A 14,415-nucleotide genomic window follows, 5' to 3' on the forward strand; every position below is an offset into this window, starting at 1 on the left:
TATGCAGCGCTTTTTTTTATTTTTATGTTATGAAAAACACTTTTAAAAATATTGATGAATACATTCTTCTCTTCCCAATAGAAGCGCAGGAAAAACTGCTTGAGCTGAGGCAAGCCATTCACGCACAGGTTCCGGATCTGGAAGAGTATATCGGATACCAGATGCCTGCTTTCAGGTATAAAGGAAAGCCTTTGGTTTACTTTGCTGGGTATAAAAAGCATATTGGTTTCTATCCGGGAGCTGAAGGTATTAGTAATTTTGAGAAAGATTTTGAGGAAAGAAATTATAAATTTTCAAAAGGAGCTGTACAGTTTCCGATTACCGAAGATCTTCCGCTGGATTTGATTCATGCAATTGTTCAGTTCAAAGTAAAAGAAACGGAACATAAAAAATCCTGAAATACAAGATTTCAGGATTCCGACTAGTGTTTGCTAAAGTACTTACTTTTTCTTCTTTTTGTCTTTCTTTCCTTCTTTAGGAGCATCTGCAGGCTTAGTGGCATCCGTAGGGGTTGTACTTACCGATGGATCAGTTGCAGGAGAAGTCTCCATTGTGGTAGCAGGTGTTTTTTCCTGTTGATTCTTTGGATCCGAAGGACTTGTAGTTTGTGTATTCGGTTGTTGAGTTTGAGTTGTCGTTGGGTTATGAGTGGAGGTATCAGCTGGCTTTTGTGGTGTTGATTGTGCTGATACTGCGATTACTCCGACTAATGTAAACGCTGCCGTTAAAAATAACTTTTTCATAATGTAATATTTAAATGATTGTTTAACTTAAACGAAGCATCATTTATAAAATTATGTGTAAAAAGCTTATTTAACGTACTTTATAATTATTTAAGAGGATTTCACAAAAAATTATTTTGTTATATTTTTCATCATTTTTTCTACAAATTCAAATGCTGCGGGGCAGATTACTGTATTTTTCAGCATCAGATTATTAATCTGATAAATCTTCTTACGGTCTGTATGAGGGTATTCGCGGCAGGCTTTAGGTCTCACTTCATAGATAGAGCAGGTATTATCGCTGTTCAGGAAAAAGCAGGGAAGATTCTGCAATACTTTGTCATTATCTTCATCTACCCTTAGAAACTTGGCTTCAAAGTCTGCAGATTTCATGCGGAGATGCTTGGCAATACGTTCAACATCCTTTTCAGTATACAACGGACCGGTTGTTTTACAGCAATTGGCACATTGTAAACAGTCTATTTCATCAAAAACTTCCTCATGGGTTTCCTGTACGATATAATCAAGGTTTTTGGGCGGTTTTTTCTTTAATCCGTCCAGAAATTTCTTATGCTCTTTCTGCTTTTGTATCGCTTGTTTTTTATAAAAATCTAAATTCATTTATTCTTTATTTCTCACGGCATCCGGAAGTTCTTCTTTCTTATATTCATTGATTTTATCCAGATCCAAAACAGTCGTGATATTTTCTCTGCTTGGATAATACATCGGGATAAATCTGGCTCCATAAATAATTTCTCCTGTAGTGTACGAAGACCGTTGAACCACTGTATTTGAGAACACTTCATCAAACGCCCGTACCTGTACAATAAGCTCAATATCCGTATTTTTAAAATCATCTTCAGAAAAGCCATAAAACGGAGAATTTTCATCAATTTTATGCACCACGGTCCAGTTGAGTGCCAGGGTATTAATCTTGTTTAATTGGGTTTCCAGTCTGTAAAAATTGCTTTTAGCAGTCCCATTTTCTATTACTTCAATAGCCGCCGACACAATCACATCAGCATCTGTCAGTGCATTATTTTTATAGGGAGCAAGCCTGAACATTAACGCTGAAGATTCCTGAAAAGGAGCAATAACAGCTATATCAGAAAATCTCAGGTATGCTCTCGGTCTTGAAAAACGTCCATAAAAAAGTCCTGTTGCAATGGCAAAGGTAAGCAATCCCAGAAAAGCTTCAAAAGTAGCTACAAGACTGGCTAAAAACCCTACAGGAGCTATTCTTCCATATCCAACTGTTGTAAAGGTCTGAGAACTGAAGAAAAAGACATCAATAAATTCATTCAACGGATCACTTTTATCAATTCCGGTAAGATGCTCCACACCAATCAGGTAATAAATCATTGCAAAAATAAGGTTGATCAGAATGTAAGCAATGACCAGATAGGAAATAAAACGAAATGAGGAGAGATTCAGCATAGTATGATACCAGCTGAGCCTGTTGAAAACATTCACTCCCCTTCTCTGAACATTCGGAAGACCATCTTTGTTGATAAATCTTCCGGATGCATTAGTTCCGAAGCCACTGTTTTCCGCATTTTTCTGACGAATTTTTTTTCTAAATCCTCCTGTCATTGTATATCATTTGTTTTTTTATTGTTTATATCCTTTCAGCTAATTTGCAAACTTGCGTTTCCGTTAATTCTGGAGCAAAGATAAAATATTGTTTTGATGAATTTTATCAATTGATTCATTTGAGTTTTAAATCGATTTTGGAGTACATTTGAAATATGAAAAAACTGGAGTCAAGAGAAGATATTGAGCACCTTGTCAACTCATTTTATACAAAGGTCGTAAAGGATAAAACGATAGGATTCTTTTTTAATGATGTCGCTAAAGTAGATTGGGACAAACACCTTCCTAAAATGTATTCTTTTTGGGAGAGTATTCTTTTTGGGCAGATGACTTATAAAGGCAATCCGATGGGGGTACATTTCCCAATCAATGAGATACAGGCCATGGAGCAGAAACATTTTGACAGATGGCTTGAGCTTTGGCGAACTACGATTGAAGAAAACTTCGTTGGAGAAAATGCCGATATGGCAATTTACAAATCCGAAAACATAGCAAAACTGATGGCTTTCAAGATGGAATTAGCAAGAAGACTTTAGCGAGTTCCGGGATTCGAAATTCCAAGGATTTATTTTGTAAATAAGGACAAATTCAATGATATCATTTTGTCTTTTTAAGGAACGATTACCGTAAAGATATAAGCTGCCAGATTCACTAATAGAACGGTTCCATAAAGGATATTGGTCTTTCCGCGGCTCAATGAAAGCATTACAATAAAGACTGATAAAGAAAGAAGGATAATGTCTTTTTTGTCTAAGCCCAGTACCAGTGGAATATCATACATAATACACACTACTGAAACAGCAGGAATGCTCAATCCGATACTTGCCAGAGCTGAACCTAATGCCAGGTTTAAACTAGACTGAATCTGATTGGCTCTTGCTGCACGAATTGCGGCTACCCCTTCAGGAAGCAAAACTACAGCGGCAATAATTACCCCAACCAAAGATTTAGGAGCTCCTACACTTTGTACCATCCCTTCAATAGTATCGGAAAGTCCTTTTGCCATTAACACAACAATAATCAGACAAACGACCAAGAAGGCAAAACTGATCAGAGTTTTTGTCAATGACGGGATATAATGTTCTTCAGGATGCTCATCAGGAATGATAAAATAGCTTCTGTGGCGCACCGTTTGTACCATCAGGAAAATTCCGTAAATCACCAAACAGGCAATGGATATAAAAATAAGCTGTGCTTCGTTATAGAAAGGACCGTTTACACTTGACGTAAAATTGGGAAGAACAAGGGTAAGCACCAGGATGGAAACAATACTTACCAGATAAGTAGTTGCAGAGGTTCTTGCGAAGAACTGCTCATGATATTTAACACCGCCTACAAGGATACATATTCCCAGAATTCCGTTTAGAATAAGCATGACAGCGGCAAAGACTGTATCTCTGGCCAGCGTGATCGCCTGATCTCCGCCGGCAACCATGAGCGAGATGATCAGCGCGACTTCTATAATGGTGATACAAAGAGCCAAAATAATGGTTCCGAAAGGCTCTCCTACTTTGTGAGCCACTACTTCTGCATGATGTACTGCCGATAAAACACTCCCGATCAATAAAATACCGGCAATGATATCATAAAGAACTCCTCCCCCCATCAATCCGGAAAAGTAGTAACCTACCGCAAGGACAGGGAAAATATAAGTATAATGTAAGAATTCTTTAGGTCTCATAAGTGACTACAAAATACAAAAAATCTATGAAATTTTAAATATCAAAAGAAAATATTAATAATATTTTAATGAGGCCAGAAGGTAAAGTCCTGAAAATCTGTCAACATATGAAACAGAAGCCCGATTCCTATAATTCTGATATTTCCTTTAAAAAACAACATCAAAAAATACACCGCAATGGCATAATAGGAATGTAAAAAATGAAAACCTATGCTTCCTCTTGAAGGATCAAAAATAGGAGTAGCAAAAAGGTGATCCAAATCTACCAGCATTGTTGCCAATAGGATAAGATATACTTTCTTCCAGTTTTTAGGATAAAAAACCAATGCAATAAAGACTGGAAATACAAAATGTAAAAAATAATGTGTGCATGTTTTGAGCAACGCAATGTCTGATGGAGCCATTAATAGGTATTTATTTTTTCGGTTTCTATGCTTACCACCGTAAAATTAAGGGTAATTCTCCTTTCTTGGCTTTTATTTTTACCCAATAATCCTTCGACTTATTCCCATACAGCACATAATCTATATCGGAAATGATTCTTTTTTCAGTATTATTCAGCATTTTCAAAGAAGAATACAGCAGAACATTGTTTCTGATGAAAATATAGTTTTCGTTGAATGGAGCCGATAACATCACGGGATTTCTGGTCGATTTTATTACAACTCCGCTATTGTTTTGGCTGATTTCATTGGGTTGGAAGGGAATTGCGGTGAATTGATTTTCCGTATTAATCCACTTTTTAGACTGAAAGTATTCCCATGTCTGTACAGGATTTCTAGATTGGATATCGATGATATAATTAGGCTGTGTTATCTTTTGAAAGGTCTTTTTTTCAACTTCATTGAAATTATCATCATACTCATAACTGATAATGGTGTCATTAACGCGTTCAAGATCTACCGCTGCTTTAATGTAAGATGCCTGCGAAGAATCCGCAATGCTTTTGTTGAAAAACCGGCTGAAGTTCCTGATATTTTCTTTATCTAATTCCAATGTCAGGAAGCGGCTTTCCTTTTGAAGTTTAGAAGCCATCGAATTAAAGATTTCCAGGTTTGCATTATTCTTTATTTCAATCTCATCATCATGTAATTCAATGGAAAAGTTTTGAATATTCTGCCCTGAAATGAAAGAAAGGCTCCCCAATGTATTATCAATAAGCTGATCTGCATTCCAAACACGATGTGCAGAAGCTTGCAGAAGTTTTTTTTGAATGCCTTCAAAAGCCTGGTCAGAAGTTCCTGCAATACAATGGTCTCCATTTAGCATAATGAAAATCTGGTCCTTCTGAAAACGACCGTTCCCTTTATCTGTAAATTTTTGCTTATTTAAAAAAGCAATGAATTTCTGTGGATCTTTAAGCTCTATTACAGTGTACCATTCTGAAAACTTACTGTCTTTTACATGGAAGATCTGTAAAAAATCCGGGATTCTGATTCCTGAACCTTTCAATGATCCGGAGTTTTTACCTTTTGCTTTGCTTCCAGACCAATGTGAAGGATGGGTTATCCAACTGAAAAGATATTGTCCCGTTACTTTCTTGATATCGATTAAAACAACTGCATCTGCGTTCTCAGGAATATATCTGAGGTTCTTATCTTTACGGAAAACCACAAAATATACTGCAGCTGCGAGCAATAAAAGTAACGGGACAATAATTTTCTTTTTCTTCATTTATAAAATTTGTGGCTTCTCTTCTTTTTCTTTTGTTTTAAAAACCTGCTCAAATACATCAAAGAAATACATCAAGCTGTTTTCAGAAGAATCTTTAATATTATAATTCATTTCAGTCTGGATACTTTCTCCTTTTACTTCAGTTTTATAATACAATTCGCCTACATTTTTTCTGATTGCCTCTAATGTTTTTCTTTCCTTAGGACTTTTAAACTCTTTATCTAAGCCGGTTAAAAGTTTCTGAATATCCAATCTTCCGGATAAAGGATACTTCGCGGAATCTTTCGCCCATTTTCTGGAAATATCAGACTGGCTGACAGGTAACATATTATCAGCAGAACTCATCAGATACACCACACCGTCTTTTACGGTAAAGAATAGCTGATCAATATACCCTCCGTTTTTTTCTTCTTTAAAAGTGTAGATGTTTCCTTTTTTAGAGAATCTTTTAGCCAGTTTTTTATTGGTAGCGAGTACATCAAAAATACGGTTCCAATATCCTTCATTTTCCGTTGCAAAAGCAAAAGTGAAGTTAGGAACAGCAATCTCTTTGGTTTTCTTTACTTCTTTTTCATTGAAATCAGCATCGTATTCGTAATCGGTGTATTCTACTTTTTTGGATTTCAGTTCGTTTAAAACAAAGATTCCGTTTCCTGGTGCTATTTTGGTAATGGCTTCTTCATCCAAAACGATTTTCATGGTTTCCATGATCAGCTCCATTTCTTTTTTGTACTCATTTTCTCCGGAGTTCTGAAGAAGGCTGTACATCATGTCAAAACATTTCGCCCCATTGACGTTCATTGCATAATAGCCAACGCTTTTTTCATTGATCAGTTCCAGCAATTTTTTATTTTTCTTGCCTTTATAAATGGCAGAGATATTCTTCTGAATGTCAGTATCTTTGTGCTGATAATTATTCACCAGCCTTACTTTGTCTTTATCAAAATACAGATTATACGCATAGTTAGAGTTGTACATATTTTTGAAGAACTGTCCATAACTATAGAACTTCGCCATCTTACCATAAATTCCTTCATTTACAATTCTTCCGTAGTCTGTGTAGACAAAAACATCGGAACTGCCATCTCTGAAAGCCAGCATTTCTTTAGGAACTTCTATTTCTAAATTTGAACTGAAGTATTGGTCAAAACGATCTTCTGCGTTCTTTTTAACGATCTTGAAGTTTTCTCTGCGGATAGAATCCTGCTCTTTTTGGAAGGCTTTCCCATCATCTTCATATCCCTCATCAGGCATATTTTCATCTTCATGCTGCTCTGCATTTTCCTTTTCCTGTGGGTATTTGTGATGCTTCTGCAGGTATTTGATATCTTTCTGAATTCTTGCGATCTCGTTGTTATTATCTTTAATGCTTTCTTTCAGATATTTAACATCTTCCTTCAGGCTTTTAATTTCTTCTTTATAATCAAAAGGTTTTTCCGGCTCATCTGTATAAGCAGTATCTCCCGCATCTACTGCTACGCTATCAACAGCTACCGCAGCACTATCTGCAACAGCTTCCGTTGTCCAAAGGTCTTTGTAGGGTTTGGTATAGCTTATCATGCTAAGCACTGCACGGCTTCCGTTCCAGGCTACAAAAACATCATCATTGATATCAACGTAGGAATAGTTGGGTTTCTTAGATACTTCCTGTCCTTTTTTCTTTACAGAATTAACGAATTCCTGAAACTTTTCTTTATTATCAATGATAAAATGGGTATTGTAGGTCTTAATGGAATCATTAAAACTTGCATAATGGTACTGAACCGCATCGTATTTGATTCCTGTTTTGGAATAATCTGTCCATGAAAGGGCTTCTTTGCTCTTTTTGCTGAGTTCATGCAGCAAAGGATTCAGTTTATTCCAATTGATTTTATTGTTAAGCTGTTTTCCGTTCACCTCCATGTAAAATACAGCATCGGACGGTATTTTCATGCTATTTTGGGCAAAAACCAGTGTAAACCCAAAGAGTATAAAAATAATTTTTTGTGTTTTTAATAAGATAGATTTCATGACGATAGTTTAGAAATTTATTGAAAAAGAATAGTGTTTTGTATTTGTTTTTTCTGAAGGATCAGATCCAGAATATCAGCCTCCAGTTTGAGTGCTTTTTTGTTGGGAGAAAGTACGTACGTATTATTCGTTTGTGATTTCACCGTGCTTTCGAACTGCATAATGGAAGTATATTTTGCATCGTTAAAAACTTCCTTATCTGCCTTGCTCATCTTATCGTAATCTGCTTTGAAGGTATTGACTTTATTCCTTGTCAACGTCTTTTTTTCAAGATTCTGGCTGTACACTTGTGTTGGAACCATTTTGCCCAATATATTCTGAGCCTTCAGTTTTTCCAAGCCGGCGTTGATATTTTCAATCTTTTTGAAATTACAGCTCAGTTTAATGATATAATTATCAAAATCCATGGATGTTTTCACATTGCTGATTCCGGGAGTTCCTTTGAAAATTTTTGCAGCTTCATTGATTTTATTCTCAATTTCAGCCTTTTTAGGAACCTTTTTTCCGTTGATGGTTTCCATTTTGGAGATGGATGCCAGTCTTGTTTTGCTTTTACTGGCGTTAAGAATAATAGTATACTCCCCTGTTCCGCCAGCCTTTACATTCACTTTATCAAGGATATCGAAACAGCTTGTAAGAAATAACAAAGGAAAAAATAGAAGAAATAATCTGAGAAAATTTTTCATGATTGGTTTTAAAGCCACAAAATTACTCAATTTTGACCTTAAATCCTTACAATCTTTGTTCTTTTGAGCATAAATAGCTGTTTTCCGGGACTTTTTCAAGACAGGAAACTACACTACTTTTGGGTTTATTCTTTTTTAAATACGCCCTTTCAGATAGTCCTGACGAAGATCTTCGTCCAGCTTTTCAATAGCATACCGAAGGCAGGTTCTGGGCATTTCTTTGTAATATTGATTCAGATAACCGATCAGCGCTCTTTCATTTTTATTTCCCATTTCCCTTAATAACCAGCCATTTGCTTTATGCATCAGATCATGAGGATGTTTCAGGTTTCTGGTTACGAATTCCTTAGTAAGGTCAAACGATCCTTTTTTTATGTAATGCATTGTCCCCACAACGGCTATTCTCTTATGCCACATTTCTTCAGATTCAGAAAGTTCCCTGAGAAGGCTTTCCTTCTGGTTTTCAAAAGTATACCTGCCCAAAATTTTATAACAGGTGGAGTCTACCAGATCCCAGTTGTTGACATAAGGAAGATGATTAAGATAGAAAGCGACCACTTCTTCTTTTACAGCTTTATCTTTTGTTTTTTCAAACTTTGAAATCAGCATAAAAAGAGCCGTCAGCCTATGTTCATGGTATTTTGAAGAAAGTAAAGTACTGAGTTCTTCTAAATTGATTTTCGAATAATATTCTTTGGCTACAGAGCGCTGATCCGGAACTTTTACGCCCAGAAACAGATCTCCTTCTCCATATTCTCCTTTTCCAGTTTTGAAAAATCTTGGGAAAAATTCTGCCTTTTCAGGAATGGATAAAACAGCTAATGCTTCCTGTATTTCTTTGACCATACTCATGTTTCTGAACGATTGTTACTTCTAAGCTTTCTCCTCTACCGCAAGGCTTTCCTGTTCTTCCTGTTCTTCCTCTTCTTTTGCTATCTTGTTAGGATTAGCCACTTTAGCAATAGTAAGCCCCTGAACAATGATAGAGAAAACCACTACACAGTAAGTAATACTTAAAATAATCTCACTGTATTCACTTTTAGGAATAGACATTGCCAGCGCAATAGAAACTCCTCCGCGAATTCCTCCCCAAACCAGAACTTTTACAGTCTGCGGGCTGAAACTTTTTCTCAGAGAGGTAAATTTTGTAGGACCCCAGATGGAAATAAATCTTGCCAAAAGAACGACAATAATTGCCAGTAAGCCAGGAACCATAAAATGTTTCAGATCTTTAATCATCAAAAGTTCAAATCCAATGAATAAGAACAATACAGCATTCAGAATTTCATCAATCAGTTCCCAGAACTTAATCAGATAATCCTGAGTGACCGATTTCATTTTAAAACTTCTGTTGAAGTTCCCCATAAATAGTCCAGCTGCCACCATCGTTAATGGTCCTGAAATATGCATTTGTCGGGCAATAAGATACCCTCCCATTACAACAGAAAGGGTCACCAATACGGAAATAATATAATCATCTACTTCACGCATAAGTCTTGACGTAACCCATCCGAGTAAAACTCCCAGTAAAAGACCTCCTCCTGCTTCTTTAAGCAGAAGCAATCCTATTGTTTCAACACTCAGATCCACTTCTTTTCCTACCGCAAGCTGTAAGATCACTGTAAAGACTACAACCGCCATACCGTCATTGAAGAGAGACTCTCCGGCTACTTTTGTTTCCAGTGATTTGGATACATTAGCCTGCTTTAAAACACTCAGAACGGCTACCGGATCAGTAGGTGAAATCAAGGCCCCAAAAACAAGACAGTAGATAAAAGGAAGCTTAACGCCCACATAAGGAAGCAGATAAAACATTCCAAATCCTACCACAAAAGTAGAAATCACAACACCTGCTGTGGAAAATATAACAACGGGTCTGAATTGTTCTTTCAGATCGTTAATATTAATATGAATTCCTCCTGCAAAAAGAAGAAAATTAAGCATAGCTCCCATCAAAACCTCCGTAAAGTCGATGCTGTCCATCAGGTTATGCAGGTGTCCGAAAGTTCTCGGAAGCACTGTTTCTCCGAACATTACCAAAAAAATAGAAACCACGATTGCGATCACCATAATTCCGATGGTACTCGGAAGTTTTAAAAACCTGTAATTGAGATATGCAAATATTGATGCTAATACGATTAACGCTGAAAATGAATAATATAATTCCACTAAGTGTCTTTATTTTGAGATTAATTGGTGAGTTCCCAATAGAGTATTTTTATGTAAATCTTTGTACCATCTTTTTCCCAGATATCAAACATACCATCTTTAACCGTTTTTGAGTTTCTTTTGTAATCCTGCCCTATGTTCAGAATGTTCAGCAGAATATACTCATCTCCTACGGAATTAACGATATAAGCTGTCTTCTCAGATTTCCCGTCCCCTGAGCTTTTTATGCCTTCAGTAATCGCACGGAACTGATTCAGATGATGTATAAAATTGTTGCCGTCCTTTACAGAGTCATAAGCCCTGAGAAGGATCAGCAGAATATCCAGATTTGTTGGATCTTTATTATACAAAGCTTTCCCTTGCTTGATACAGTCTGCAAAATTGTTCTGCTTAAAGGCATCTACAAGGTTTTTAAAACTATCTTCTGAAGTAGTTACTTTATCTTTTCTGAAATTTATTCCATAATAAAGATATTGTGACTCTATACTATCCAAAGACTTTGGATATCCTTTATACTTGAAAATAAGCTTCTCATAATTATAAGGAGAGTCAGAATTTTGGAGACTTTTCTCAATAGCTTTTAAGTCTATTTTCGAGTTCTGACCGAAGCCAAAAACCGAAAATAGAATGAATAAAAGGAAAAATTGGTACTTCATTAATTGTCGCTTTCTTCTTCCTCGTCGTTTTCGAAATATTCGAAAAGGAAATCGTTGTATGGAAATCTCGAAATATGAATTTTCATCACCTCGTCATAGATCATTTTCTTCATTTCCGGGAAGTTTTCCTTCGTTAAGGCAGAAATAAAAACTGTTGGATATTTCGATTTTGCCATCCAGGTTTTTGTCCATTCTTCCAGAGAGATATTTTTACGGGTTGAAGGCGTAAGATCATCGTCATCCTTCTTCTCATAACTGAAATCATCAATCTTATTGAAAACCATAATCATGGGTTTCTGGTGAGCATTGATTTCCATTAGAATATGATTTACCGATTCTATATGGTCTTCAAAGCTTTCGTGAGAAATATCCACCACATGAATCAAAAGATCGGCTTCACGAACCTCATCCAAAGTAGATTTGAACGATTCTACCAGCTGAGTTGGCAATTTTCTAATAAATCCTACGGTGTCTGTAAGCAGGAACGGTAAATTTCCGATGACCACTTTTCTTACCGTCGTATCCAGTGTTGCAAATAATTTATTTTCTGCAAAAACCTCAGATTTTGAAAGAGAATTCATCAAAGTAGATTTACCCACGTTGGTATACCCTACTAAAGCTGCACGAACTACTTTTCCACGGTTGTTACGCTGAGTAGCCATCTGCTTGTCAATCGTCTTCAGTTTTTCTTTCAGCAATGTAATTCTGTCACGGATAATACGACGGTCAGTCTCAATTTCCGTTTCACCGGGACCTCTCATCCCAATACCCCCTTTCTGACGCTCAAGGTGGGTCCACATTCTTGTCAATCGTGGCAAAAGATATTGATATTGTGCCAGTTCCACCTGAGTTCTTGCATAAGAAGTCTGTGCTCTTTGGGCAAAAATGTCAAGAATAAGATTGGTACGGTCCAAAATTTTAACCTCCATATCTCTTTCCAGGTTTTTAAGCTGCGAAGGAGAGAGTTCATCATCGAAGATTACGGTCCCGATCTCGTTTTCTTTTACATATTCTTTTATTTCAATAGCCTTTCCACTTCCGATAAAAGTTTTGGAATCAGGCTGAGTCAGTTTTTGAGTAAAACGTTTTTCTACGGTTGCTCCTGCTGTGAAAGCTAAAAACTCAAGTTCATCTAAATACTCCGTCAGTTTATCTTCGTCCTGATTCTGGGTAATAACACCCACCAAGACTGCTTTCTCATAGTTATGTTCTTTCTTTTCTAACATTAAGTTCGGTCTATGTTTATGATTTTTACAAGTTAATATTTTTCAGAAAAAAAACAAAATCAATTTTTATTTAATAACATATTTTAATATAAATTTAAGTTTACATGAGGAAGGTTATACAAAAAATCAATAACTTTAAATAATAAATTTCTGATTTTTAAATATTTAAATTAAAATAATATCCGGAATATCATGATTAGCCATATTAAATGTATGATTATTGATAATGATGAACTGGACAGGCTGGTTCTTCAGCATTATATCAGACACTATCAAAACATTGAGATTGTCGCCTCTTTTGATTCTGCAGAAAAGGCTGTTCCCTATCTTGATCTCCCTATAGATCTTCTGATCACCGAAACCAATTTACAGGGAATGACCGGACTTGAATTCCGGAAGCTGGCTCATAAGATTCCTGCCTGTATCTTTGTAAGTTCCCATCCTGAATTGGCTGCCAGAGTTTTTGAGATCAACACATTAGATTTTATTACTAAACCTCTTACTTCCGAGCGCTTTCACTATTCCATGCAGAAGCTTTTTGATTTTTTTGAAGTCAAAGAAAAATGTGAATGCTATGATGCTATGGTAGGAGAAAATTGCATTAAAATAAAAGAGGGCGGCAATATTTTTCAAATCAAAATGAAAGATATTCTGTATCTGGAAGCTTTAAAAGATTATACGCGAATCATCACCCTTGAAAAAAATCACTGTATTTTAAATTCTCTGGGGAATCTCCTCCAAAAAAGTTTTTTCGATTCTTTTGTCAGAATACACAAAAGCTATGCTGTGCCACGCCATCTCATCCGCGGAAAAAACTGTCATGAAATAGAGCTTACCCATCATATAAAGCTTCCTATAGGCCGGACATATAAGGATAATCTTTCTTTTTTCAATCCTTAAAAACCTCACCGGACATTCAACAAATAATTCATAAAATGTCATTGGTCGATTATTTCTGCCGTTGGTCTATTTTCCTGTCATTTGATTAAGATAGATAGTAATTTAGTCTTCCCAAGTTACCCCGCATTATAACACTGAAACCTAATACCTTAAAAACAACTCTCTATGAAAAAAAAATCTATCTATTCTCTCATTTTTTGCAATTCCGCATGTTGATTCTAGGTTTTGACAGCAGGTCCGGTTTCCTAAACAGGGACTTGATATAAAAAGCAAGAATGCAAAATCAATATTTTTATTTGAACTTTTGGAAAACTTTGTTCCAACATCCTGAATTTCGACTATTTCAAAAAACTATTCCCAACAGACCAACAGGCATGTCTATCACGCTATTATAAATTCTAGGAACACAAATACAAAATTTATTGAACTAACCATAATATAGACGAGCACATAAAAAAACTATTCTCAAAAACTAATAATCTCAGAACTAATAACCCTCAAAAAGCTGATAACCAAACTAGATTTTTTAAACAAAAAAGTCCGCTCCGGCGGACTTTTATATTGTAAAACAGGAATCATTAATCCCAATCGGCTGCTACAAATTTCATTGAGGTTCCCTTATCATCGGATAAAGTGAGAAAATGCCCTTCTACCGAATACCTGGTCATGGTTTCAATTTTTTTCTGAAAAGAGGTTTCAAGATTCATATCCTGACAAGCTTTCATGGTACTCACTCCTTTTGAAATTTTCACTTTTCCTCCTTTTTTAAACTCGGATACAAAAGACATTTGATTACACCCCATATAGGCACTCGCTCGAATTTTACCATTATCCATGCTGCCTGTCAGATTCATTTCTGCTTTATTGGCTATCAATTGATCTTTTGAAAAACCATCAAAAGAAACCAGCATCCATTGCCTTTGAAGGGATGGATTTTTATCCGGTACTGTGGAGCAATTTAAAACAACTCCTAAAAGTAAAACTGCAAAAAGTGGTAATAGTATCTTTTTCATAGAGGTTATCCTCCCATTTTCATACCAATCCGGGACAGAATCTCGTAAAAATTAGTAAATTAGCGACACAAAAATTATTTTATAA

Annotated in this window: 16 protein-coding genes; 3 read left to right on the forward strand and 13 right to left on the reverse strand. The window is 36.0% G+C overall.

The features are described 5' to 3' along the window. The first annotated feature begins 29 nt into the window (after positions 1-29). The gene (locus AC07UM_RS11905; RefSeq protein WP_494683310.1) at positions 30-398 is read left to right on the forward strand and encodes an iron chaperone; all 369 of its coding nucleotides are present in this window, start codon (positions 30-32) and stop codon (positions 396-398) included. Between the two features lie 42 nt (positions 399-440). On the opposite strand, the gene AC07UM_RS11910 is transcribed toward AC07UM_RS11905, so the two are convergent. The 3 genes from AC07UM_RS11910 to AC07UM_RS11920 form a co-directional block, all read right to left on the reverse strand. After that, positions 441-743 carry a hypothetical protein gene (locus AC07UM_RS11910; protein ID WP_494683309.1) on the reverse strand — a complete coding sequence of 101 codons (303 nt, stop codon included), beginning with the start codon at positions 741-743 and terminating at the stop codon, positions 441-443. A 111-nt stretch (positions 744-854) separates the two neighbouring features. Further along, entirely contained in the window at positions 855-1,343 is a 489-nt protein-coding gene (locus AC07UM_RS11915; protein ID WP_494683308.1) for a YkgJ family cysteine cluster protein, read from the reverse strand. Next, a complete protein-coding gene (locus AC07UM_RS11920) occupies positions 1,344-2,315 on the reverse strand; it encodes an ion channel (RefSeq protein WP_494683307.1) in 972 nt (323 codons plus the stop codon). A 155-nt stretch (positions 2,316-2,470) separates the two neighbouring features. Here AC07UM_RS11920 and AC07UM_RS11925 point away from each other — a divergent pair, with 155 nt between their 5' ends. After that, a complete protein-coding gene (locus AC07UM_RS11925) occupies positions 2,471-2,851 on the forward strand; it encodes a group III truncated hemoglobin (RefSeq protein ID WP_494683306.1) in 381 nt (126 codons plus the stop codon). A 74-nt stretch (positions 2,852-2,925) separates the two neighbouring features. Here the strand turns inward: AC07UM_RS11925 and AC07UM_RS11930 are convergent, their stop codons facing one another. The 9 genes from AC07UM_RS11930 to hflX form a co-directional block, all read right to left on the reverse strand. Next, positions 2,926-3,996, reverse strand: a complete 1,071-nt coding sequence (locus AC07UM_RS11930) for a calcium:cation antiporter (RefSeq protein WP_103234979.1) — start codon at positions 3,994-3,996, stop codon at positions 2,926-2,928. A gap of 65 nt (positions 3,997-4,061) precedes the next feature. Next, on the reverse strand, positions 4,062-4,400 hold the full coding sequence (locus tag AC07UM_RS11935; protein ID WP_494683305.1) for a DUF6122 family protein: 339 nt from the start codon (positions 4,398-4,400) through the stop codon (positions 4,062-4,064). A gap of 31 nt (positions 4,401-4,431) precedes the next feature. Beyond that, positions 4,432-5,670, reverse strand: coding sequence for a hypothetical protein (locus AC07UM_RS11940; protein ID WP_494683304.1), 1,239 nt, complete (start codon positions 5,668-5,670; stop codon positions 4,432-4,434). Further along, entirely contained in the window at positions 5,671-7,602 is a 1,932-nt protein-coding gene (locus AC07UM_RS11945; RefSeq protein WP_494683303.1) for a hypothetical protein, read from the reverse strand. It abuts the gene before it with no gap. A gap of 95 nt (positions 7,603-7,697) precedes the next feature. Continuing rightward, positions 7,698-8,366, reverse strand: a complete 669-nt coding sequence (locus AC07UM_RS11950) for a hypothetical protein (protein WP_494683302.1) — start codon at positions 8,364-8,366, stop codon at positions 7,698-7,700. 135 nt (positions 8,367-8,501) lie between these two features. Further along, on the reverse strand, positions 8,502-9,218 hold the full coding sequence (locus AC07UM_RS11955; RefSeq protein ID WP_494683301.1) for a DNA alkylation repair protein: 717 nt from the start codon (positions 9,216-9,218) through the stop codon (positions 8,502-8,504). A 21-nt stretch (positions 9,219-9,239) separates the two neighbouring features. Then, positions 9,240-10,535 (reverse strand): cation:proton antiporter, encoded by a 1,296-nt coding sequence (locus AC07UM_RS11960; RefSeq protein WP_494683300.1) that lies wholly within the window; start codon positions 10,533-10,535, stop codon positions 9,240-9,242. Between the two features lie 20 nt (positions 10,536-10,555). Then, positions 10,556-11,191 (reverse strand): DUF4919 domain-containing protein, encoded by a 636-nt coding sequence (locus AC07UM_RS11965; protein WP_494683299.1) that lies wholly within the window; start codon positions 11,189-11,191, stop codon positions 10,556-10,558. Continuing rightward, positions 11,191-12,417, reverse strand: coding sequence for a GTPase HflX (gene hflX / locus AC07UM_RS11970; protein ID WP_494683298.1), 1,227 nt, complete (start codon positions 12,415-12,417; stop codon positions 11,191-11,193). Before hflX ends, AC07UM_RS11965 begins: the two co-directional genes overlap by 1 nt. A 213-nt stretch (positions 12,418-12,630) precedes the next feature. Here hflX and AC07UM_RS11975 point away from each other — a divergent pair, with 213 nt between their 5' ends. Beyond that, a complete protein-coding gene (locus AC07UM_RS11975; protein ID WP_494685231.1) occupies positions 12,631-13,317 on the forward strand; it encodes a LytR/AlgR family response regulator transcription factor in 687 nt (228 codons plus the stop codon). Between the two features lie 578 nt (positions 13,318-13,895). Here AC07UM_RS11975 and AC07UM_RS11980 read toward each other — a convergent pair. Further along, complete coding sequence (locus AC07UM_RS11980; protein WP_494683296.1) at positions 13,896-14,330, reverse strand: META domain-containing protein; 435 nt, start codon at positions 14,328-14,330, stop codon at positions 13,896-13,898. Positions 14,331-14,415 lie beyond the last annotated feature (85 nt).

Source organism: Chryseobacterium sp. GW821-FHT04C04 (assembly GCF_059420365.1).